Raw genomic sequence first — 23,315 nt, 5'->3', positions numbered from 1 at the left:
TGTTTTGATGCGTCTTATTTGATGAGCTAATTTTGGGACTATTTTAGTCCTTATTGACTTTAATTATCCGACTAGGCCAAGGAGCAAAAGAGTGATCGATCGATATACCATAGGAGAGATTGGCGAGATATTTTCCGATGAGTCTCGAATGACGGCTTGGCTGGAGGTCGAGTTGCTCACCGTCGAGGCGTTAGCAACCTTAGGAAAGATCCCAAGTGAAGATGCCATTTTGGTACGCAGATTAGCGCCAAAGATCGACCGGGCTTTTGTGGATGAGGTTGGTGCCCGAGAAGCGATAACAAATCACGATCTGGCCGCTTTCGTCGATGTGGTTCAGTCTCATATCGGCGTGAGCGCAGCTAGTTGGGTCCATTACGGTTTGACCTCTTCGGATGTAGTAGATACCGCTCTCTCGGTCATTCTTGTAAAGGCTGGTAAGGCAATTTCCGGCCAAGTGCGAGGTGCGATACTTGCGCTTTACAACAAGGCAGTGGAATATAAAGATACGGTGATGGCAGGCCGTACACACGGAATGCACGCCGAGCCCACAACTTTCGGCAACAAACTCGCTCTTTTTTGTTTGGCTCTGAACCGTGATTATGAGCGTTTGGAACGAGCTATCTCTGGAATATCAGTCGGTAAATTGTCGGGTGCGGTTGGAACTTATTCGAACATAGATCCTGAGGTCGAAAAGATTGTTTGTGGCGCACTTGGTCTTACTCCTACGCCTGCCACCCAAGTTATAGCGAGGGATCGCCATGCTGAATATGTATATGCATTGACCTCAATGGCGGCGACGATTGAGACGATTGCGACTGAGATACGCCACCTTGCACGAACAGAGCTTGGCGAGGCCCAGGAGTATTTTCAGCCCGGACAGAAGGGGTCTTCCGCGATGCCTCACAAACGCAATCCCATCCTCTCTGAGAGACTGGTAGGGTTGTCCCGTGTGATGAGAGGTTACTTGATCTCATCGCTGGAAGATATCGCCCTTTGGCACGAACGAGACATATCACATTCTTCAGTCGAGCGCGTCATCATGCCCGATGCATCTATTTTGGCCTACTATATGGCAAACAAACTCACCTCGTTGATTAGCGGTTTGGTCGTCGATGAGGTCGCGATGAAGAGAAATCTTGACAATTCGTTCGGATTAGTTTTTTCTCAGTCGCTCTTGTTGGCGATCGTAGATTCAGGGCGAACTCGTGATGATGCATATCGAATCGTTCAAGGTGCCGCTGCTCGTGCAATAAAAGAGAGGCGTCACCTGCGCTTGGTTCTTGAAGATGAGGCTAGTGTTCAACTGGACGAGAGCGTGCTAGATGCCGCTTTCGACGCTCATAGGATAATTGCTAACGCCTCATTGACGTTGAAAGAGGCGTCAAAGATTCCTCTTGTGCGCAACGAATTTCAGTGAAACGGTGACAATCTGTGGTGCCCTTTGTTAGTTAGGGGAGTGCCATAAGGATTGTTTGACAGGGTAGCTTTACCTACAAGATCTGCAGAAGAACCCAAGAGTCGATCGATTTGGTTGAATATCCTTGGCTGGTTGGCTAGGGATTGTTTGGCTGACAACAGAGGATTCAATTGGATTTAGAGTCCTTTTTGGATTCCTTCTGTGCCAAATGCCGCGCAAGACAGATAAGTGATATTTCAGGCCAATGAGCGCTACTTCACCCTAGGTATTTATTGAGATGGTTGTTTCTTCGAGGCACGTTTGGCTTTTGCCTTTGCGAAGGTGAAAAACTAAAGCGCTGCTAATAGATTATGGGATGGGTTAAACCGTTATTGAATCTTTGCTTTGTGGTGCCTTCGCGCCAGTTTGGTGAAGTTGGGATCGACTCTGAGGGATGTGGTCAAAGAGTGGTAAAGATGCGCCATATTTATTCGGGTAAAGTCCGGGACATCTATGAACTTGACGGGATAGATCGAGATTCACTTTTGATGGTGGCAAGCGATCGAGTCTCCGCCTATGACGTGATTATGAATGAACAGGTAGCCAATAAAGGCACCATCCTGACAGCAATGAGTGCGTATTGGATGAAGCTTGTCGAAGATATCGTCCCGAATCATCTCGTCGAACTCTTTCCGACCAAGCAAACCTTTGATGACGACTCCTTCGAAAAGTTCATCGGACGAGGCGTAATAGTTGCTAAGGCTCAGATGATTGAAGTCGAGTGCATCGTTCGCGGCTATCTGGCAGGCAGTGCCGCACGTGAGTATTTTAGATCTGGCACTGTTCACGGTAGGTCGCTCAAAGACGGTCTAGTTATGGCCGAGCGACTAGATGAGCCTATCTTTTGCCCCTCTATCAAGAACCACAGTGGACATGACGAGAATATATCTATCGAGCGAGCGAAAGAGATATTTGGATCGGAGCTGATATCTACTTTAGCCGAAGTATCGATTGAGATTTATAACCGCGGAGCTAGGGTTGCCGAGGAGTCCTCAATCTACTTGGCAGATACCAAATTTGAGTTTGGATTTATCGATGGGGAACTCGCGCTTTGTGATGAAATATTGACGCCGGATTCGTCGCGCTTTTGGGAGGCATCTACCTACGAAGCTGGTAAAGAGCCAATGCAGTATGACAAACAACCGCTACGCGACTATTTAGACACACTCGATTGGGATAAAACGCCCCCGCCGCCTTCTCTTGATGAAGAAGTTTTACAATCTCTCTCTGATCGCTATGCAATGGTTTACGAGAGAATTGCTGGTCAACCTATAGAGAATTGGATCACAGATGCGAAGAATGCTTATTTTGGCACAAATGGAAATATTTTCGCCTAGACTTTGCACTCGTCGTCGCACATTTTCCCGTGAACGTCGCGAATTGGAAAATCTAGCATATCGGAGTATTTCAAATTGAAGTACGAAGCAGTTGTAGAAGTGCTACTCAAGGATGGGGTATCCGATCCAGAAGGAGTAGCAATCCTTGATGCTGTAGTCTCATTGGGCTACGGTTCGGTTTCTAAAGTGGCTTCGGGCAAGTTGTTCCGTCTCCTTCTTCAGGCAGAGGACGAAAATTCAGCAGCCGACGTAGTCTCAGAGATTGCGGAACGCCTTCTTTCTAATCCGGTACTTGAGGATTTTCGAGTACGAGATTTAGTATCGTCAAATAGTTAAAATGTCTAAAGTAGGAATTGTCGTATTTCCCGGAACAAATTGTGAGCATGATGTTGCTCGCGCACTGGCGAACTTGGGCGTTCAATCTGAGCTAGTCTGGCACGGCGATAGCGATCTTTCTTCATATTCCGGCGTTATAATCCCCGGTGGTTTTGCCCACGGAGACTATCTCAGACCAGGAGCAATTGCGCGCTTTTCTAAGATTATGAGTGAGATTATCTCTTGCGCCAATTCAGGGGTTCCGGTTCTTGGAATTTGTAACGGCTTTCAAGTCTTGACAGAGGCGGGACTTCTTCCGGGAGCTCTGCAAAAAAATAGTGGGTTACGCTTTATCTGTCAGCCTGAGGCTCTAGAGGTCGTTACAACGCGTTCGATCACCACCTCTCAATTGTCGCCAGGCGATAGAATTACCCTTCCGATAAACCATTTCGAAGGTAACTACACCTGCGATTCGCAAACACTTAATCTGCTCATCGACAATGACCAGATCGTGATGCGCTATATAGATAATCCCAACGGTTCGATCGATAACATTGCTGCGATATCCAACAAGGGTGGGAATGTCGTAGGGATGATGCCGCACCCTGAACGGGCTAGCAGTGCACTTTTAGGAAATAGCGACGGATTGAAGGTTCTAGCGAGTTTTGCAGCGTCGCTTGTTGTCGGTGCCTTGTAGGTACTCGCTTTGTTGCAAATTAGCTGACTAAAGCTAATATTGATATCTTTTCAATTTATTATCGTTGGATCTAGATGGCCCAGAGTCGTCTGTTCTTTGTAGCTGTTTTGGCGAGTTAGATGAGACTCTTATGGTTACGCCATGGGCGTGCTCTGATCGTCTAAGCTCAAAGGGGCCTACAACACGGTGCTAAGTTTTGCCGAAGAGGTCTTACCTTTGCTACATCTAGCTTGGAAAACTTTACCAAATCTTTCCATATGGATCTTATGTCGCCAAGATTTACATTAGAGGTGACCTTTGTTGATCGATGTAGCGTTGATTGAATCCGTGTTGGTTGAGTGGCGTTGCTAGCGACATGGTTGGTAGGTGCGTGTCGCGACACGGAGCCCTAAATTTGACCCGATGAAGTCGATTACGATCGCTTTGTTTTGGACTTTTTGATTCCGGATAAGGAGCAAAAACGTCGTGAGTTCTCAAATCCTTTTTTATTGGTAATGTGGTAAATCCACTGGAAGTCGCAGGATTTGGCTTGTCGATGCAATGGCGCGATCGAGCCGCTACTTATTGGCTTTCGGCCCTGGTGAAAAGGGTAAAGCGACTTGATTTCAGCTCTCTTGCTTGTGGTTTTGACTCGCGGTTCTAATTTGTGTGACTGCATTTTCCCCCGAAGACTAAGACCGAATCTCCTTCGTCGGGGAGAATGTCTAACTCAGCCATTCTTTGGGACTGCCCGCAAGGTTTAGCCTTGGAGATAGCACTTTGCATTGGGAGACAAGTTGGAGCTTTTAATTTATTCAGCCCTGACTTTGGTCAGGGCTGAATTGGTTTTATCTTTACTTATTATTTATTCTTTTGAAAATAAAGTCTATTCAGCGGATCGACGACGACGGGTTGTCACCTTAGGAACGTCAATACCAGCTTTTTCTAGAGTTTCGTTTGGAATTCCAAGTGCATGCCATGCATCATAGGAGATTCCTTTTCTATCAGAGTATTCTCGAGCAGAGGCAACGAAACGTTCCTCAAGCTCTCCAATATCTACTTTATTTTTAAGATTTACTAGCTCGGCTTCGAGGTCTATTCGCTTTTGAATCAGGTGAAGGCGATCCAAAGGATCGGCATCATTTAACTGCTCTTCAACTAAGGCGAGTTGCTTTTCTACCGTATCTCGAGTCCTTTTTCTTCCTCTCCGAGGACGATTTCTCTCTAGTGCTTCCAAATAATCTCTAATAATTTTGGATTGAGCGCGTGCCGAAGCATCCTTGGCCCCGTCAATCTCAACTTCTACATCGTGTGCTGCCATGTAATTAATTATATCCGTAATATCACAGGACGATAATTATTTAAGCGATTATTGGCAAATCATTGCAAGAACTCAAGCGATACTTGGTTGTTTTAGCTGGAAATTGACTTAATTTATTTGACATTTCTGGATAGCATTTTATAAGGGGACCCTTATCCATACTATATTGAGGCTTATAATTTCTTTTTTTGCTAATAGGGTTCTATCTTTGGGAGAGGGCGCGGCCATGTTCCTCGTTATTTGATCTGAGCAGTCCATAAAAAGCTAAGTGATTGCTGTGAATTGCCTGAAGAGATTCATAAACCATCGTCTATTTGTTAGATACCATGGAGTCGACTGGCTAATTAGATCCAAGTCATAAAAAGCCGATCCACGCCAAGGTTAGCCCTAGGGCAACTTATCTGTTGCTGGTCTTTGTGATTTTCTTCGATATCTAGGGTTTTATTTCAAATTAACCAGTTGTGGCTGATGTTGTAATACCTATGATGGCATGGCGATTCACAGGTATTCATTTAGTACTTAGGGCTTTCCTGGTGATGATCCAGATAAGGATCATCCTTCTATAACAGGCCAGCATCGCTTGTGCTCATTGAGTTATGGCAGGCTATGACCGATTCGACAACCTGGATGAGGCAGGTGGATCCCTAGGTGATTCGGGAATTTAAAAGGTACCACTGTGGTTATATGATCTTTGGTTCGATTGAGTAGCCTTTGATGGAAATGAAAATTCTCGTTGAGATTTTTCGAGCTAAAGGACGCCCTGACACCAAGATTGCTGATCTGCTAACGCCTAGTGCAACCATTTGGGAATTGATAATGGTCGATGTATTCCTTAGTTAGTTTTGAGGTGTTGGGTATCTTTCAAATAGAGCTATGACGACGGCATCGGTGTTTCATTTGAGACCTCTTCTTGGATAATGCTAAGTTTAGGGTTGACCTATGGCGAAATAAGTGATTTTGGAATCTGGGAAATCCTATGGATGGATCTATCGAACGGCCAAAGATTTTAATAGAATAAAAGGTTTGTAGTTTTGCAAGCTCTAGCTGAATTATTGGATTCTATTTTGAGGTTACGTTAGCATTGGAAGTGCTTTTCGCGCCAACCGGTGGTCTCTCTTAGATTTTGTCTACTTCTTTGGATTGTTCTTTGGTTTTGGAGGGTCGAACGTGCTTAGCTGTGTGATTTGGTTAGTTTTTATGCATTCTAACTTAGAGGCTTGGCGAGTCAAAGGATTTGATTGAATTTTTTGTTGAATTTAATGAAGCTTTGCGTTGATATTCATTGTTGTTGCTTCGGTTGTTTCCTCAAGCGGATCTAAATTGGCACGAATGATGTGAGATGGTTGATGATAACTTCCCTTTGCATTTACTAAAGTAGATGCGAGATCATGCAGATTGGAGCATGCGTTCTAATTTGATGAATTCATTTGAGGGATCATGACTCTTGACAAAGACAGCCGTGATACTGATAGTTTTTTACTAAAACGGTGGATATCCATGGTGAAGGTTATCCTGTAAATAAAGTCTTCTTCCCGAGAAGTTGGCGGTGGCAAGACTTTAGTTTTTTCAATGTCGCATTGGCGAGCGCCGGGGTCTTTTAGTCTTTATGACATGGATCAACCAATACACGCCGCGCTCGGTCTAACAGACGAAGAACTCTCCATGATTATAGAGATTTTGAAGCGAGAGCCAAACTATCTTGAACTTGCGATGTACTCTGTTATGTGGTCAGAACACTGTTCGTATAAGTCTTCGAGAGTTCATCTGCGTCGCCTACCTTCCAAGGGTGATTTGGTGATTTTGGGTCCCGGAGAGAATGCTGGTGTGATCGACGCTGGTGATGGGATCGCTGTTGCGATTCGAATGGAGTCACACAACCATCCATCTGCTATAGAGCCATATCAAGGCGCTGCTACGGGCGTTGGCGGAATTTTGCGCGATATCTTCACGATGGGTGCGCGACCGATAGCACTTTTAGATGGACTGCGAATCGGCGATCAAAGTGATCCAAGAAATAGGTACATATACAATGGAGTCGTTGCAGGCATTTCGGGATATGGAAATGCCGTCGGTGTTCCAACTGTTGGCGGCGAGATCGTCTTTGATGAGACTTATAACGCTAACCCTCTGGTAAACGTCGCAGCGGTTGGTGTATTGATGCGCGACAAGCTGGTGCTTGCACGAGCTGATGGAATTGGAAATCGTGCCATTTTGCTAGGTGCTACCACTGGTAGGGATGGAATTGGTGGTGTATCGGTTCTCGCTTCAGCGGGTTTTGGTCAAGAGGTGGATTCGTCCAAGCGTCCAAGCGTCCAAGTAGGAGATCCCTACGAAGAGAAGCGTCTGATAGAAGCTTGTCTTGAGCTTTTGGACAAGAGGCTGGTTGTGGGAATCCAAGATCTAGGCGGGGCGGGGTTGTCGTGTGCAACTTCTGAGACTGCGGCCAAGGCTGGATTGGGAATGGACGTTCAAATTGGTGCCATTCCACGGCGTGAGCCAAATATGGAACCATTTGAAGTTATGACCTCAGAGTCTCAAGAGCGAATGTTGGCCATTGTGGAGGATGCCAACGTCGCTGAGGTGTTGGCGATTGCTGAGAAATGGGAGATATTGGCGGCCGTCATCGGTACCGTCACCCCGGCCGTAGTCCACGAGGATGGCTCAAGTGTGGGTATGTTGCGAATATTAGATGGTCAAGAGGTATTAGCCAACGTGCCAGCTGCGTCACTAGCTGATGAAGCCCCACTCTATCATCGCCCTCTAGCCAAGCCGGATAACTTTGATGAGAATAGCCAAATGGACGTCGACTCTTTAATTGGTGAGATAGACGTGATTGCGGAATTAACCAAGATGATAGGAGATCCATCGGCGGTTTATCGCCAATATGATCATCAGCTCTTCCTCAATACGATAGTTGGACCGGGTTCCAACGCCACTTTGCTTCAGCTGGCAAGTCCTGAAATAGGGGTTTCTAATAAAGCCATAGGGCTCTCGTGTGATGGTAACTCACGTTGGTGTGAATTGAATCCAAGAGTTGGATCAGAGCTAGTAGTTGCCGAGTCAGCGCTAAATGTAGCATTGGTTGGTGCTAAGCCCGTAGCCATGGTTGATTGCTTGAATTTTGGGAATCCGACTCATCCCAGCGTTATGTGGCAACTCTCGGAGTCGATTGATGGAATAGCCAGAGCAAGTTTAGAACTTGGTATTCCAGTGGTGGGCGGCAACGTCAGCCTATACAACGAGGCCTCGGGGCGAAACATTGAGCCAACTCCAGTATTGACAACCCTTGGCTTGGTGGAAAAAATTAGTGGAATTCCACCTACCACTTCCTATGGCGTAGATCGCTCGATCGTCTTGGTTGGAGATATATCATCGAAGTTGGCAGGCTCCAAGCTGGCATGGTCGAGCCGCTCCCTCAAGGGCGGCAACCTCGTCGAGGTGGATTACGATCGCCACCGATCCTTGATAGAAGCAGTTCTATGTTTGGCCAATGACTCATCTACATATGGCATAAGCGCTATGAACGATATCTCTGATGGTGGCTTGGCTTTGGCCCTTTTTGAGATGGCTCGCGCTAGTGGGTATGGATTTAGCCTTGGTAGCGACGATCGTGACTACAAGCTCACCCCAGGCCAACTATTTAGCGAAGCGCCATCTCGAATTGTGGTAGTCACTTCGAATCCTACTAGTGTCATCGATTTTTTTGACGAAGGGTCAATTCCGGCAGTAGTAATTGGAAGCACCAATTCCACGGCAACCCTTGACTTTGGGGCTCAGGCTTTAATGACGCTGACTACCTCAGGTCTAAGACCTAATTGAATTAGGCGAGGACTTTGGATAACCACTGGGTTATCCAAGGCACCAGACACCTATTTTTCGTAGCTAGTGGTCTCTTTGTTTTATGGCCATAGCAGGATCTTTTAACTAAGAGTCGATAGCCGCTATAAAATAGGCTATCGACGATTTGGGTTGCTTTTTTGATCAAATATTGGATCAAATATTTGATCGCAAAGGAGATCTTCTATAGCGATGTCAGCGGCTGGTGCCATCTTATAAGGTGCGATCTAGCTATGTGGATCTAGCTATGTGGATCTAGCTATGTGGATCTAGCTATGTGGATCTAGCTATGTGGATCTAGCTATGTTGTGATCTGGATCGGTCGATGAGGAGCGATTTAGAGGGGCTATCGGTCTTTTGGGAGCCCGGGAATTCGATCCGCTAATAGGGCTCTTCTTCGAATTCAAAAGGTGACACTCAATTATTCAATATCTCCAAGAGAGTGTAAGGAGACTGAGACTTCCTCTTCTTTGTCTGGGTACTTTCGTGATTGGTCGCCACTTTTATCTGGCTCTGAATCTCCGTGGAAGATGACGATGTTTTTGTGCCGTTTGGCAAAGAAGGAAAAGACGAAGCCACCCCCTAGAAGAGCAAAGATCACATAGTCGATTGAAGAGCCGATTGCACTTGGCCCATATATTACGAATCCCACCATGAAGGCGAAGAAACTTAGACAGGCAAGGCACGATAAAAGTAATAGTAGCCGATGGCGGTGGGGTTGGTTTTCCTCCAGCGATTCACTTCTGTGAATTCGACCCAGGAATACACTCGCAGTTAGGGAGTCTAAGAAGAACTCTGCGACCAAAAAGAAGCCAGCCGCCGATAGGACTAGGCCAAAGAATGAGCTAAGTGAAGAGAAGAGACTTTGGAGCGCGGTGATTGCGAAAGATGCGCCCACGACAACTATTGTCGCAACGCTTGGAGCTTGATTTTTGTTTAGGGTCGAAAACGATGGTGGCACTAGCCCTTCTCGCCCCATTGCATAGAGAGCTCGAATCAATATAAACGAAGTCAACCAAAGGCCACCGGCAGTAGAGGCGAGAACGGGTAAGAGAATTAGCCATGGCGCTCCAGGAACCAATCTGTGACCCCAAACCGCCATGGGATTGGTGGCTCCGGCTAGGAGGTGAAGCGGTGTCTCTCCAAACATAAGCGGATAGATCAGGGCATAGAATCCAAGAGCCATTATCGCTCCGATGATGCCGCCTTTTCCAGGGTCTGCCTTGGGTGCGACGGATTCTTCAGAGGCGTAGCTGTCAATCTCCCAGCCGTCAAGAATCGTAGCTGCTATTACTGCTGTAACTATCATTCCGCCGATTGGAGGCGATCCAAAGTGAATAGGAACCGAGATGGAGTGCCACCTTGCAATGGCAATAGTGGCGATTACCGCGACTGAAATTAGCTCAATAGCCAGAAATACCTGGGTTAGTTTGGCGGTAGGTCTAGCGCCTCGCAGGAGCGGAACGAGGGCAAATGAAGACCAGAATAAGGACATTCCAAGTTCGGCGAGCGGTGATGGACTGTAGCTCGGAAAGAGAAGATTTAAGGTATAAGTCGCTGCTGGAATGATGATCGGAGGTATAGAGGTAAAGTAGGCGATTATCAAGATCCACGCTTGGTACCTAGAGGCTCTTATCCCTAAGACTCGAGCGGACCAATGGTAAGAGGCACCAGCATGGGGAAAATGACGATTTAGAAGTCTAAAGACAAAGGCTGCAACTATGAAAGGTATGGCTATCAATGCGACCGATGGCAACGTCCAAAGGCCAGCGTTTGCAGCCATGACGCCTCCAGTTGCTGCAATTGAAAAGAGTGGCCCAACGCTCGATACTGATAGTGCGATTAGATCGCGCATGTGGAGTGACTGGTTTAGACCTTGGGAAATGGGGGCGTCTTGGTTTTTGGGGCTGATTGAGCTCGCGGGTGCTCTTGTTTTGTCTTGAGGCAATGATCAAACTCCAAAAAAATTTGTGACTAAAATTTCTTGCGAACTATTCGCATTATAACCCCCACGGACGTATGACTATTCCATTGGATCTCGATCTCTTGGCTCGCTGTAAAAGGCGCCGAGGCGATTCCAAGTAATGGGTGCGGTGGTTATCTAGGTTCAAAGTGAAATCGAAACCGTCATTGATTTTTCGCCTTAGGCACCCTGCGCAGTTTTTGTGCATTGTTCGTACATTTTTTAATTGGTACATTGTTCAATTGAGGCTGAGAGTTCTTGGGGTTGCCACATTGAAGTTTCATCGCCCAATTGGCCACAATCTAGGGATCTGACCTTTGGATCTTAAATTATGGGATGATAATTATGGGATGATAATTATGGGATGATTTTTTGGTGGCCGAGTTGTCACTCGTGTGGTTCCTTACGACGTGACTTCGGAAGCCTAAATACAAACTAAATACAAAAGAGTTGCACCATGAACACTTTCGGGTCGCTTCATCGATGGTCCCCAACAGGGAGCGACCCATAAATTTTTTAGGTGAGATTGTCATTACCAAGTGATAGCTAATTGGTTAGCCCTCAATTGATCTTTTTTAGCATTTGATGATCAGTAGACTTTGGAAAGGTGATTTTCGGATCTCAGGCGAAGCTGCTCTAGTGCCCTATATGGAACTCTTAGATCTCCTTTTCCTACCCCTACTGAAAGGTCTGGTTTGTAAGTTCCATGAAAGTCACTGCCACCAGTGGCTACGATATCCAATTTTTCGGCGAGACCAACTAGGAATTCTCGCTGTTCTTGGTTGTAGCGGCCATAGTGTGCTTCGATACCTGCAAGGCCATCAGAGACCCATCCTTGGATAATGTCAGCTAGTCGGTCCCGATCTTCTTCTACGGTGAATGGGTGAGCTAAGACAGGCATTCCTCCGGATCGCAGGGAAAGGGCGATCATATCTTTGGGCGATAGAGTAATCTTTTCAACGTAGTATTTGTTGCCTTTGGCAAGATAGTGATCGAATGCCTCCTGGAGAGTCGATACAACGCCCTTTTTGACTAAGAGTGCTGCGAAGTGTGGCTTTCCTATGCCGACGCCTCCGCCCTCTGCCGAGAGTTCCTCAAAGGTTATATTGATTCCGTCCTTGTTCATTAGTTCTAGAATCTTGAGGTTTCGGTCTTCGCGCGCCATCTGCATCTCAATCAGGGTTTCTGCGATTGGCGAGGAGTGCGCATCAACGAAATAGACGAGCATATGCATCGTCCCTTCGTTGTAGTGGCAAGAGACTTCTACGCCTGAAATGAATTCAATACCAAGCTCTATTGCTCTCGCCTTAGCTTGGGTCAATCCGTCAAAGCGGTCGTGATCAGTGAGCGCTATTGCCCTCAATCCAGCCGCTGCCGCAAGCTCAACTACCTCAGTCGGGCTTGCGGATCCGTCTGAAACTCGTGAATGTGTGTGAAGGTCTATCATTAGAGGCCGCCTCGGGCAGTTATTCTTAAGGTGAAAAGTTCGCGCGCAATTTGTTTCAAGTTAGTAAATTTTAGGTGTGTGCCGGCGATGGCATCGTCGCAAATGAAGAAATTCTTTCAAATCACTCAATGGTGGGAGCCAAGTGGGAGTTTTGGCAAGGGCTGACCTGTGCAAGTTGTAGAGTCGATTTAACTAGTGGTCACATTTTTTGTGGCATTTTATCTGGGAGCCTAAGATGGACGCCAATTATAGCGTTGGAGTTGGCGATGAAATGGTCGAAGATCGTTTCGATCAACTAAAGCGAGGTGATTCGCCAGAAGAGGCCTGCGGGGTCTTTGGAATACGTGTTGAACCAATGACTCGATCGGTTTCGCACGCTACTTACGATGGTCTTTACGCCTTGCAACATAGAGGGCAAGAGTCCGCGGGCATGGCTGTTTCAGATGGAACTTCCATTACGGTTGTCAAGAACATGGGGTTGGTCTCAAATGTCTTTGATGATCGTACACTTTTGTCTTTGCCGGGTAATCTGGCCATAGGCCATACTCGATATTCAACTACCGGTTCCTCAACATGGGGGAACGCTCAGCCGGTCTTTAGGGCCGTGGGTGACTCAGGAATAGCACTTGGCCACAATGGCAACCTTACTAATACTCAAGCCCTTAGCAAAGAGCTTGGATTTGATTCGATGGAACTCGGAAGTGATTCGGACCTTATCGCTCACTTTTTGGCCACCGAGATAGCCTCAAACCTAGGTGGTAAACCTGGATCCGTGACTGAGTCGATCAAGAGTCATCCCGAGGCGGTGCTAAGTGCTCTCGAGCATGTGCTACCAAAGCTCAAAGGTGCTTTTTCACTGGTGATTATGGACCATGATCGATTGATTGGGGTTCGTGATCCAAATGGCTTTAGGCCCCTTTGTCTAGGTCGCTTGGAGGCGGGATATGTTATTGCTTCCGAGACTCCAGCGCTAGATGTAGTTGGCGCCACCTTTATTCGAGAGGTGGAACCAGGTGAGATGGTCATCGTCGACGAACTCGGTGTCCGTTCATTTCGCCCCTTTCCTCCCGAGTCCATTGATCCCAAGTTGTGTATCTTCGAATTTGTATATTTTGCTCGACCAGATGCTCGGTTGTTGGGGCAAGAGGTCTACTCGACTCGAAGGCGCATGGGCGAGCTTTTGGCCAAGGCGCTACCGGTGGATGCAGATCTGGTTATGGGCGTGCCTGATTCGGGAGTTCCAGCAGCGGTCGGCTACTCCTCGGCTAGCCACATTCCCTATGGGCAAGGTTTAGTAAAGAATAGATATATCGGTAGAACCTTCATCTCTCCCGATCCAGCATCGAGAATCGATGGAGTTAGGCGAAAACTTAACGTTTTGCGTGATAACATTTCAGGTAAACGACTTGTGGTTGTAGATGACTCAATAGTTCGTGGAACAACGACAAAGGCGATGGTAAAGCTTTTGAAGGAGTCAGGAGCAACTGAAGTCCACTTGCGAATCTCTTCGCCTCCATATCGATGGTCTTGTTTTTATGGTATTGACACCCCATCTAGACCCGACCTCTTGGCCTCCTTTAAAAATATTGATGAGATTAAGGCATTTTTAGAGGTGGATTCAATTGCATATTTGGATCTCGAGGATCTCAAGGCCGCTATTGGCTCGCCTGAAGATGGTTTTTGTGATGCATGTCTTACAGGTTCGTATCCAATCGATGTTCCTGAAGCAATGTTGAACGCTCGACGTCCAAAGAAGATTGGCTGAAGGCAACTCTGAGACTTACTTACTCGGTCAAGCAATGACCGATGGATCTTGGCTAGCCCTTTTTATCGAGGTGAGTCCTGTTTATCCAGGTGAGAGAGATCACTTCTAATCGATGGTTTCTAATGAAATTTCACGAGGAAGTCGAATCCTTGCGATCTATTTGAACTATTGACCATCCCAAGGGCCAATGTGCACAAATCGACATGACACTTTCAAATATTGTGAGCATAGAAAAGGTACTTTTATTGATGAGCGAGAAGTTGAGTTACGCCAGTGCTGGCGTCGACATAAATGAAGGCGAAGCGGCCGTTCGGTCTATTAAAAAGATTGTGGAGGCGACCTCGATAGATGGCGTCATGAGCAAGATCGGCGGCTTTGGTGGCCTCTTTGATTTGAGCGTCCTAGACATGGCGGAACCGGTGTTGGTCTCCTCTACCGACGGTGTCGGCACTAAGGCGTATCTCGCCGGGGCTCTTGGCTCCTATAAGACGATAGGCATCGACCTAGTTGCGATGTGTGTCGATGATATAGCGGTACTGGGGGCGCGGCCACTATTTTTGCTTGACTATCTTTCTGTTGGCAAGTTGGACTCCAATCTGGCCCTAGAGATTGTAGGTGGAATCGCCGAAGGGGCAAAGGCGGTGGGCGCTGCACTGATCGGTGGCGAGATGGCGGAGCACCCCGGTTCAATGACGGATGGTCATTTCGACCTTGGGGGCTTCGTGGTTGGAGTGGTAGAGAAATCTAAGATCTTAGGGAGCCATCTCGTGAGAGCGGGCGACTCCTTAGTTGCCATTGAATCCCCTAATCTTCGTTCCAATGGATTTTCGCTGGCGCGTCGTGCGCTCTTGGGGAACGCTGGCGACATAGACCATGGGGGCAATCGAGACCTGTTTCAGACTCTTGTGGATGCCAAACCATTTGACGATGGACGCACGCTTGGTCAGATCCTCATGGAACCTAGCGTTCTGTATAGTCCGATCCTTCAAGAGCTCTCCAAGACCATTGATATTCACGCTGGTGCACATATTACTGGGGGAGGAATCGAGGGAAATCTTTCTCGAGTGCTCAAAGACGGTGAACGTGCCATTGTCAAACGCGACTCTTGGGAGATACCACCTATCTTCTCGCTTATTCAACGTTCGGGTGCAATCGATGACGATGAGATGTTTCGGGTCTTTAATATGGGCGTAGGCATGGTGTTGGTCATCGATCACGATCAACGAAAAGAAGCTATTGCCACAATTGAATTATTGGGACATAGGGCTTATGAAATTGGCTCTATCGAATCGGCTGCGAAAGGCGTGGAACTAAGGTGACAAGGTATCAGCAACTATCTGCAATGTATCCTGAGAACTTACAAGAGGCCTTGAACCTAACAGATAGCGTTCGCAAGGATCTTTTGATGACCCATCTTGAGGAGTTTTCGATCCGTAAGGGTGATTTCATCCTAAAGTCTGGCCGAAAGAGCAAGTGGTTCATCGACTCTAAAGCTACAGCATGTCATCCCCAGGGGATCCTACTGGTTGCCGTCTCGATTATGAAGATTCTTCCTCCCGATATCGATGGCATTGGCGGTTTGACCATGGGAGCTGACCCAGTTTCGTATGCGACAGCCGCTATTGGCTGTGCGATGGGTCGGATGCTTGGTTCGTTTTCGGTAAGAAAAGAGGAGAAGGACCATGGCGGCAAGGGAAGGATCGCAGGAGTTTTAAATAGTGGGAATCATCTGGCAATCGCAGAAGATACGGTTACGAGGGGAACTTCTATCTTTGAGGCGATTGAGCAAGTGAGACGTTGTGATGGCGACGTTACCTTTGTGACAGCAATAGTGGATCGCGGAGGTACTGTAGCGCGAATGTGTAATGACCAAGGTATTGCCTATAAGCCACTTGTCACCGCGCCCGAGCTTGGCTTTGAGTACGAGGGTGCATAGGGACCCCCAACATAGGCTCCTAATACGCAGATTCGGGGTAGTGGCGCATCAATAAAACCAACCCATAGCTTTGATGGAAGTGCCAACCTTGTAGATTCAAGGTAGGGAGACTACCCGCTGAATTGCTGTTTCAGAGCGGGAGCGACACTTTTTGGATGGGTATGGCCTATCGTTATTGGATCATCAATCGCCAATCACCAATCACCAATAACCATTTTAGATGTAATGGTTATTGGTGATGTTCGTCTTTAGCTAGCTCCAACTGGTCAAAAGAAACCAATATCCGAGCTCGCCGGCGCTAGATCTACCTGACTCTGAAACACATCCAAAGACTAGATTTTTCAGAGGCTTGACGTTGGTCTCTCCGTCGTATCTAAGCGAATGAGAATGACTATGGGTACCTTTGTCTCGGAGAGCAAATGCCTTTGCGAAGGTACGAGTAATCGGCCTAATTCGCTCATCTACGGCAGGTGGGCCAATAATCTTTTCCCAGTTGATGCCATGATTTGATTTTATCTGAGCTACTGAGCCGATCGGAAGCTCGTGCGCTATGAATAATCGGTCGAAATGAACGCCGGTTCGATCAATTCGACGCAGTTCTCTTAGTGGCGATGATGGCGCTGAAAAATTACCCGCTTTGATTTGTGGATGCCTTTCGACGTCAAATATGACCCAATCGGTTTCACCATGGGTTGAAATGCCAACAGGAGTGTGATGAATTTGTGCAGGACCCAGAGGTGTTAGAAGATCGCCACCTTGTTCTTTGGTCTTGTCTTCTAACTCCGTCCGTGGTTCTTTTGGATCTAATGTTTCTTGATTTGATAATCCCAAGATTGTAATTATTTTACTTTCGAGTATCTCCATTTGAATTTTCCATTCAACTTTTGCGAATCATCAATATGATAAAAGCAATGGTGCTTGCAATCAGGATTACAAACATTCCCATTATTGCGAGAGCTGTGAATGTCAGAATCGCAGAACTTATCAAAAGTGGCATCGATAAGATAAGACCAATCGCGACTACTATGCAAATTGCAATCGTAAGATAAATATTTGCCCTAGCGATACCGTTAGTTGCTATTGTCAGAATAGACAAAGCAAACAATAGAATAATTGCGCCATATCTTCCCCAATTAAGCAATCCTGCGAAGGTCAATATCTTGATGGAATCGCTGATAATGGTGTATGGAAGTAGGAGATTATGGTCAGCCTTTAGCTTTAGCAACCAGTGGTGAAGTGGAATTGTATCGATAATTACTGCAATTAATGAGATTGTCGTGACGATTACTGGACGACGCAGGAGGGTTATATCACCACTCGGCGTAACAATTGATTGGCGAAATTGCCTTACGTCCATTGGATTTGACTTAACTTGTCCATTACGATTTTGCTGCATTTTTTTAATCGACAAAATATGCAATCGACACTTGAGTTTGATTAAATTTGCAAATGTAATTTCCATTTACGCCTTCTTAAGTAATCATATCTCTATTATATATTTATGATTGCAACTATCCTTAGCAGATCTATCAATACTTGAATATTTCGACAAAGATTTTATTTTCGCCTAATGATCTGTGACATCACAGACACTCGTTTGCACCTTCTTGGAATATCTATGCGTTCTGATGCGACTTATGGGGTTTTAGGAGTGATGACTAAATGTCAAGGTGGCATTTTCACTACTGTCAAGGGGTTTTTGGTTAGATAGCTTTTGAATGATCTCCCATCTATATAGGGTGATCTTTGGACACAGCGATTGCACAAGGAACTAGCGGAGTTTTCTATGTCAGGGGGACTACGCCCTTGTGTGGTTGCATCGCCCCTTTGTCAAAAGGTTAGATTCGTGCGTTGAATGCGGTAATTTAGACAGCTGCCCCTGGTGAGTTGCTAGGTTGGCCGGCCTTTAGTCCCTGGAATGAGCGGTGGAACCCCACCACATTAACGCCTCTTGTGTAGCTCTCCCAAAGCAGATCATTATCTTTGTGGGCTTTTGGTCCTAAGTTGTGGATTTTCAGTTAACAGAGGTGCTATGTCGCGAAATGGTCTCCAAGGCCAGGAGTTGATCCGATTTGGTCGCGCTTTTGAGACGGTTTGATATCCTTTTTGAACTGCAGATCGTCCCGTTGCGTTTTTTAGCTTTTGGACGATCTGTAGCTTTTTGGGATTTCACCAAGTTGAGATCCCAAATCGGTTGAGATCCCAAATCGGTTGGGATCCTAAATCGAACACTCCTATTCAAAGGAGATAATAAAGGTCGGTCTATTTAGATAGCGATTCCAATAGGAATCGACTGACCCATTTTGAATCTCCACCGCCCCTAGAATTGCCAGGTTATAGAGTTACCTCATTATTTCGAGGTTAACCATGAACTCTAGGTGCTCTGTCATTGGAAAGAGATCAAAAGCTTTTATCTCTTTTATCTCGTACTGAGTTTTTAGGGTCGCCAAGTCGCGAGAGAGGGTGGCCGCGTCGCAACTTACGTAGATGATCTGTCTCGCCCTAGAGGTGGTGAGCTCTGCCAAAGCGGCGCCATTGATGCCTGATCTCGGTGGATCTAAGACGACAACACTATTTTCCATCAGTAGATTTGAAATCGTTCGTTTGGTGACAGTGGCCTCTTGGACCTCGATCTGACTTATGTCAGTCGAATTATAACGGGCATCTTGGGCAGCGTGACTTGATGATTCTACGCATGTCACTCTTCCACTTGCACCTACCGCCTTGGCCAAGGGAAGTGAGAACAGTCCAACACCACCGAAGAGGTCGATAGCGTGATCTCCTCTTTTGAGTTCTGCGGTCTGCATGACTTCTTTGACTAGCAGGCTAGGTGCCCCGACGTGTGATTGCCAAAACGAAAGAGGACTTATGCGATATTGGTATCCATCCACATTTGCAAAGGAGGTGTACTTGGAGTTGAGGGGACTCCCATCGAGGCGTGCCAGGTCGATACTGGTTCCTCGCTTGGAATGGTACCTTACTACTCCAAAGGGTTCTCCTTCTCCTATGGCTCGGAGTTCTACTTCTTCGGCTCCTTTCCAAGAGGTGCTAAAGGCCGGAATCAATCGGTCGCTAGCAAGGGGGCAATGATCTATCGCTATCAGTTCTCTAGATCTAGAAGTTCTAAGCCCAAGGCGTCCTTCGTCGTCTACGCCACATCTCAGTCGAGTACGCGAGCCTAGATCATCGATATCATTGGCAATGATTTTGATCTCGTGGTCAGTTCCTGCCAAGCGTTCGAGATGCGCTTTTGCGATATCTAACTTCCATTTGACTTGAGATGCCTTATTTGCATGCTGAAGGTCGCATCCTCCGCACATTCCGGGACGAGCGTATTGGCATTGGGGCTCGACTCGATCGGGTGATGGTTCGATAATCTCAATGGCGTCGCCGCGAGCCATCTTGGCATTGGTGGTCGTAATTGAGACGTCTACAACTTCACCTGGAAGACAATGTTTGACAAAGATGACTTTTCCGTCGGATAACCGTCCAACACCCCCACCCGTTGCGGGTCGTTCAATTTTAATTCGTTGCAATGGTTCATTCACTGTATCTAGAGCCTTTCTGAGGGCGCTCAAGTAATTTATTTGTCCGGGTGTCAATTACATTATTTATTTCAAGCGGATCGGGTGTCTAGCGCTATGATCCCAATGGTAGTGCTCGTAATCGCTGGATAGCTTACCTATCGATGCTATTACGATTTGAGAATCTCAAATGCCGTAATGACTTATTTGCCCTATATGCGTATTCGAATTTATACCTTTAACATCATTTAAAGATTGAAGGGCAGTTCGTGGACGTAATGTCATTATATTCGCCCTCTATGGCGGCAATGTTGCCTAGAGTGGTGATAAGGGTGATAAGATAGTTTAGGTTAGTCACTGAGCGATTCTTGTCGATTCCCTTATTTAGGAGTCGTTATGATTCGCGGTGGGGCAAAAGATTGCACCTATCTTATGCCTCATCTCTACTGCAAGAGATAGACGTTACTCAAGTACGAATTCGTTACGTTCGTTTGTCTTAGCCACTGCTAGATTGAGGGGCCTCGTTGGGAGCCGAGGTCCCTTTATCAGTGAACTTCAATATTTGAGCTCCATCTTTCGCTTAATTGATTTAACCCGTGAAGTCCATTTTCCATGAGACCATAGCTGAAGATTACCCAAGGTAGCTTTTTACGATTTTCAAAGTTTGTGACCTGTTCTGTCTGGTCATGCCTTTGTTTTGATTGTTTCTTGGGTGACCACTTGGCTGAGCTGGTTTTCCTTATAGGGACGAATTAAAATGAAAACGACTAGATACTTCGTTCTCCCTAAGTTACATTCATTCTCCTAGACCATAGAAAACCATGGGAAGAAGGAGCACTAAAACCATCTTGTTCCCTGGGCTGGTTCACTGAGCCGTTGTGGTAGAAGAGAAAATCCACTTTTTCCTTATGAAAGCGCAAAAACCTACGGAGATTTCGCAATTCTGCGAGATCTCCTAGTTATTGTATTCGGACTATGTGCTAGGGAACTTTAGAGGTATTACAAGAGATGTAGTGAATTTATTTTATCTAATCTGAAAGCATCTTTAGGACTCTCTCTTTGATGCGCTCGGGGGTTATTAGTGAGGCTCCCTCAAGAGAATGTGCGAATGGGGCGATTGGAAAGTGGTCTGGTGCGAGGCGCTCAACTGGCCCATCAAGGTCCAAGAAGGCACCCTCCATAATGGTCGCGACTACTTCTGCGCCGACTCCGAATTCTCTATTATCCTCGTGGACTACCAGCACTTTGGCACATCGTTTGGCCGAATCGATGATTGTGGCTCGATCCAGTGGTGAGATAGTCAATAGATCTACGACTTCAATGGATGCCATGCCAGAAAGTTCTTCAGCCACCGCAAGGCAATAGTGGCGCATCAATCCATAGGCAATGATCGATAGATCTCTCCCTTTGCGCACGATCTCCGCTCTTCCGATTGGGAACCTATGGCCGCTCGCCGCCTCGGCCCCTTTGATCATGCGATAGGCCTTTTTGTGTTCCAGGAAAAGCACAGGGTCTGGATCCTCTAGCGCTGAGCGAAGCAGACCGGCCGCATTTTCGGGTGTTGAGGCGACTACTACCTTGATTCCAGGTATGTGAGCATAGAAGGCCTCTATCGATTGAGAATGGTAGAGGCCTCCGTGTACTCCTGCTCCGAACGGGGCTCTAATAACCATAGGAACGTTGTAGGAACCATTGGATCGATAGCAAATTCGAGCTGCCTCAGAGAGGATTTGGTCAAAAGCGGAGTGGATGAAGTCGCCAAATTGGATCTCAACGATGGGTTTTTTTCCATATACGGCAAGGCCGATTCCAAAGCCAACGAGGCCAGATTCTGCTATTGGGGTATCAATGACGCGGTCTTGTCCGAACTTTGTTATCAGTCCTTCAGTCGCTTTGAAGACTCCGCCCCGAGTTCCAACATCTTCCCCCATAATTATCGCTTCGTCGAATTCCTCCAAGAGCTCTCCAAGGGTGTTTCTAATTGACTCTATATAGTTGACGGTTTTGGCACTGGGATCGGCAATGACTTGGTTAGGTGATGCCGGTTGATCAAAGCGAATGGGCTTAGCAAAGACATGATCGGAAATGGTAGAGGGATCCGGGTCGTTCGATGACTCTGCCGCGGCTAGTGCTAGTTCTATTGCCTCTCTTGTTGCTTCCACCATCTCTTTTTCTAGAGATTCTGTCATGAGACCATGGTTATATAGATAGTTGCCAAAACTAATGAGGGGATCATTTGCCTTGGCGTCTGCGACCTCTTGGCTAGAGCGATAAGTGCGATCGTCGTCGTCAGAGGCATGACTGAGAAACCTATAGGTCTTGGCTTCTATGAGGCTAGGTCCATTGCCACTTGCGGCACGAATGCGGGCCTTTCTGACTGCGTCGTAGACGGCGATAGGATCGTTTCCATCGACTATCTCAGAGAAGATGTTATATCCAATTCCTCTTGTGGCAATATCTGCGACCGCACTTTCGGACTCTAAGGGAACCGAAATTGCATATCCATTGTTTTCGCAGATAAATACGATTGGAAGCTTATGGATAGATGCAAAGTTGAGTGATTCATGGAAGTCTCCTTTGGACGCGCCGCCGTCGCCAAAGGTTGTAAAGACGACACTGTCGCCATGGTCGATCTGGATTCCTAGGGCGATTCCGGTGGCATGAGGAAGTTGAGTTGCGACCGGAGATGATCCCGTGACTATGTTACGTTCCTTCACGCTCCAGTGGTTGGGCATTTGACGTCCGCCAGACATCTGGTCGGGAGCTTTTGCTAGGAGCGAGAGCAAAATGTCTTTGTCTCTGACGCCAAGACCCAGAAGAAGGCCAAGGTCGCGATAGTACGGCAAGATCCAATCAATACCCACTTCAATTGCGGCGGCTATGCCGACGTGGGTCGCTTCGTGCCCCTGGGATGAGATTGCAAATGGAGCTCTACCAGAACGATTAAGGTTCCACATCTTTTGATCCAGCAGTCTTGCCTCTAGCATGGTTTGATACATTGCAACGATATCGTTGTCGCTTAGTCCGACGAGATGGTGAGGCTTTTTAGCGGAGATATCTGTGATAGGGCCATTGTCGCGCCCAGACTCCACTTCGGGTGATGATTGCGTTTCTCTGGCAAAGTGATTACCGATCTCGCTCCTAGAAGTCGCTTGTGACTCGAAGAGACCACTATCTACGTTAGAGCTCGCATCCTCGTTGTTCGTATCGCCTTCGACGCGATCGTCTTGTTTTTCTGTCATCGGATCGTTGAAGTTGTAAATTCCAGATCTTTTTGGCACTTCATCCAATTGGTGCTCTTGCGCTGGAGTAGTAACTTCCGGTGGAGCGAGGTCGTTGGGGTTTTTTGACTTACTTTGATTGACTGGGAGGGCTGACCCCACCTTTTCTGGAGCGGCTGCATTCTTGGATCTGCGAGAAGGTTTTTTACCTTTGTTTTGCGCTTGAGCCTCTGTTTGTGCGTTGAATTCGGTTGTCTCTTCAATGATGGACGACCGCAGTTGTGCTGCAATGATAGCGGCCTGAGACTTGACCTTTGGAGTCTGGGAATTATTCTTCTTGAAGAGGGCCACTTTATAACCTCGTGTAATTATTAGCTAGCTACGTGTTGTCTTCGCTAGTGATAATATAGGTCAAAATCCCCTTCTAGGCGCATTGTAGCTGCAATTGCTTGGTGTCCTAAGGCAAATAGAATCATAAATTACTCAGTCAAGATTGTGATTCGGCTAATGTAGGAAG

At 46.8% G+C, this 23,315-nt stretch carries 15 protein-coding genes; 8 read left to right on the top strand and 7 right to left on the bottom strand.

The window, feature by feature from the left end:
- Positions 1-91: 91 nt before the first annotated feature.
- From purB to purQ, 4 genes are all read left to right on the top strand, one after another.
- The gene (purB, locus tag ACIDITHRIX25_RS80535) at positions 92-1,417 is read left to right on the top strand and encodes an adenylosuccinate lyase (protein ID WP_201733460.1); all 1,326 of its coding nucleotides are present in this window, start codon (positions 92-94) and stop codon (positions 1,415-1,417) included.
- Positions 1,418-1,767: 350 nt separating this feature from the next.
- Positions 1,768-2,793, top strand: a complete 1,026-nt coding sequence (locus ACIDITHRIX25_RS80530) for a phosphoribosylaminoimidazolesuccinocarboxamide synthase (RefSeq protein ID WP_200891196.1) — start codon at positions 1,768-1,770, stop codon at positions 2,791-2,793.
- 75 nt (positions 2,794-2,868) lie between these two features.
- Positions 2,869-3,129: a phosphoribosylformylglycinamidine synthase subunit PurS gene (purS, locus tag ACIDITHRIX25_RS80525; protein WP_052604946.1), complete on the top strand. Its 261-nt coding sequence runs from the start codon at positions 2,869-2,871 to the stop codon at positions 3,127-3,129.
- Between the two features lies 1 nt (position 3,130).
- On the top strand, positions 3,131-3,805 hold the full coding sequence (gene purQ, locus ACIDITHRIX25_RS80520) for a phosphoribosylformylglycinamidine synthase subunit PurQ (RefSeq protein ID WP_052604947.1): 675 nt from the start codon (positions 3,131-3,133) through the stop codon (positions 3,803-3,805).
- An 865-nt stretch (positions 3,806-4,670) separates the two neighbouring features.
- Here purQ and ACIDITHRIX25_RS80515 read toward each other — a convergent pair.
- Complete coding sequence (locus ACIDITHRIX25_RS80515; protein ID WP_052604949.1) at positions 4,671-5,105, bottom strand: hypothetical protein; 435 nt, start codon at positions 5,103-5,105, stop codon at positions 4,671-4,673.
- A gap of 1,611 nt (positions 5,106-6,716) precedes the next feature.
- On the opposite strand from ACIDITHRIX25_RS80515, the gene purL reads away from it, so the two are divergent.
- A complete protein-coding gene (gene purL, locus ACIDITHRIX25_RS80510; RefSeq protein WP_249685753.1) occupies positions 6,717-8,924 on the top strand; it encodes a phosphoribosylformylglycinamidine synthase subunit PurL in 2,208 nt (735 codons plus the stop codon).
- 439 nt (positions 8,925-9,363) lie between these two features.
- Here purL and ACIDITHRIX25_RS80505 read toward each other — a convergent pair whose 3' ends face one another.
- Together ACIDITHRIX25_RS80505 and ACIDITHRIX25_RS80500 are read right to left on the bottom strand one after the other, a co-directional pair.
- On the bottom strand, positions 9,364-10,797 hold the full coding sequence (locus ACIDITHRIX25_RS80505) for an APC family permease (RefSeq protein ID WP_201733458.1): 1,434 nt from the start codon (positions 10,795-10,797) through the stop codon (positions 9,364-9,366).
- A 697-nt stretch (positions 10,798-11,494) separates the two neighbouring features.
- Positions 11,495-12,352, bottom strand: coding sequence for a PHP domain-containing protein (locus tag ACIDITHRIX25_RS80500; protein ID WP_052604953.1), 858 nt, complete (start codon positions 12,350-12,352; stop codon positions 11,495-11,497).
- Positions 12,353-12,587: 235 nt separating this feature from the next.
- On the opposite strand from ACIDITHRIX25_RS80500, the gene purF reads away from it, so the two are divergent.
- The 3 genes from purF (at position 12,588) to ACIDITHRIX25_RS80485 (ending at position 16,053) form a co-directional block, all read left to right on the top strand.
- Positions 12,588-14,117 (top strand): amidophosphoribosyltransferase, encoded by a 1,530-nt coding sequence (gene purF / locus ACIDITHRIX25_RS80495; protein WP_249685752.1) that lies wholly within the window; start codon positions 12,588-12,590, stop codon positions 14,115-14,117.
- Positions 14,118-14,320: 203 nt separating this feature from the next.
- Entirely contained in the window at positions 14,321-15,436 is a 1,116-nt protein-coding gene (gene purM, locus ACIDITHRIX25_RS80490; RefSeq protein ID WP_201733457.1) for a phosphoribosylformylglycinamidine cyclo-ligase, read from the top strand.
- Positions 15,433-16,053, top strand: a complete 621-nt coding sequence (locus ACIDITHRIX25_RS80485) for an orotate phosphoribosyltransferase (RefSeq protein ID WP_201733456.1) — start codon at positions 15,433-15,435, stop codon at positions 16,051-16,053. The genes purM and ACIDITHRIX25_RS80485 overlap by 4 nt, the downstream gene beginning before the upstream one ends.
- A gap of 252 nt (positions 16,054-16,305) precedes the next feature.
- Here ACIDITHRIX25_RS80485 and ACIDITHRIX25_RS80480 read toward each other — a convergent pair whose 3' ends face one another.
- The 4 genes from ACIDITHRIX25_RS80480 to ACIDITHRIX25_RS80465 form a co-directional block, all read right to left on the bottom strand.
- On the bottom strand, positions 16,306-16,917 hold the full coding sequence (locus tag ACIDITHRIX25_RS80480; protein ID WP_201733455.1) for a hypothetical protein: 612 nt from the start codon (positions 16,915-16,917) through the stop codon (positions 16,306-16,308).
- Between the two features lie 13 nt (positions 16,918-16,930).
- The gene (locus tag ACIDITHRIX25_RS80475) at positions 16,931-17,515 is read right to left on the bottom strand and encodes a hypothetical protein (protein ID WP_052604957.1); all 585 of its coding nucleotides are present in this window, start codon (positions 17,513-17,515) and stop codon (positions 16,931-16,933) included.
- 880 nt (positions 17,516-18,395) lie between these two features.
- The gene (locus ACIDITHRIX25_RS80470; protein ID WP_201733454.1) at positions 18,396-19,601 is read right to left on the bottom strand and encodes a class I SAM-dependent RNA methyltransferase; all 1,206 of its coding nucleotides are present in this window, start codon (positions 19,599-19,601) and stop codon (positions 18,396-18,398) included.
- A gap of 1,004 nt (positions 19,602-20,605) precedes the next feature.
- A complete protein-coding gene (locus ACIDITHRIX25_RS80465) occupies positions 20,606-23,149 on the bottom strand; it encodes an alpha-ketoacid dehydrogenase subunit alpha/beta (protein WP_201733453.1) in 2,544 nt (847 codons plus the stop codon).
- Between the last annotated feature and the right edge of the window lie 166 nt (positions 23,150-23,315).

The sequence above is a fragment of the Acidithrix sp. C25 genome (assembly GCF_904848545.2).
The sequence above is the reverse complement of the archived record's forward strand: the minus strand, read 5'-3'. Positions and strand labels throughout refer to the sequence as shown.

What these genes read in the sequence shown, in the direction of transcription:
- ACIDITHRIX25_RS80530 (WP_200891196.1), top strand. Translation starts at nt 1,768, where the DNA reads ATGGGATGGGTTAAACCGTTATTGAATCTTTGCTTTGTGGTGCCTTCG.
- purQ (WP_052604947.1), top strand. Translation starts at nt 3,131, where the DNA reads ATGTCTAAAGTAGGAATTGTCGTATTTCCCGGAACAAATTGTGAGCAT.
- ACIDITHRIX25_RS80515 (WP_052604949.1), bottom strand. Translation starts at nt 5,105, where the DNA reads ATGGCAGCACACGATGTAGAAGTTGAGATTGACGGGGCCAAGGATGCT.
- purL (WP_249685753.1), top strand. Translation starts at nt 6,717, where the DNA reads ATGGATCAACCAATACACGCCGCGCTCGGTCTAACAGACGAAGAACTC.
- ACIDITHRIX25_RS80505 (WP_201733458.1), bottom strand. Translation starts at nt 10,797, where the DNA reads ATGCGCGATCTAATCGCACTATCAGTATCGAGCGTTGGGCCACTCTTT.
- ACIDITHRIX25_RS80500 (WP_052604953.1), bottom strand. Translation starts at nt 12,352, where the DNA reads ATGATAGACCTTCACACACATTCACGAGTTTCAGACGGATCCGCAAGC.
- purF (WP_249685752.1), top strand. Translation starts at nt 12,588, where the DNA reads ATGGACGCCAATTATAGCGTTGGAGTTGGCGATGAAATGGTCGAAGAT.
- purM (WP_201733457.1), top strand. Translation starts at nt 14,321, where the DNA reads ATGACACTTTCAAATATTGTGAGCATAGAAAAGGTACTTTTATTGATG.
- ACIDITHRIX25_RS80480 (WP_201733455.1), bottom strand. Translation starts at nt 16,917, where the DNA reads ATGGAGATACTCGAAAGTAAAATAATTACAATCTTGGGATTATCAAAT.
- ACIDITHRIX25_RS80475 (WP_052604957.1), bottom strand. Translation starts at nt 17,515, where the DNA reads ATGGAAATTACATTTGCAAATTTAATCAAACTCAAGTGTCGATTGCAT.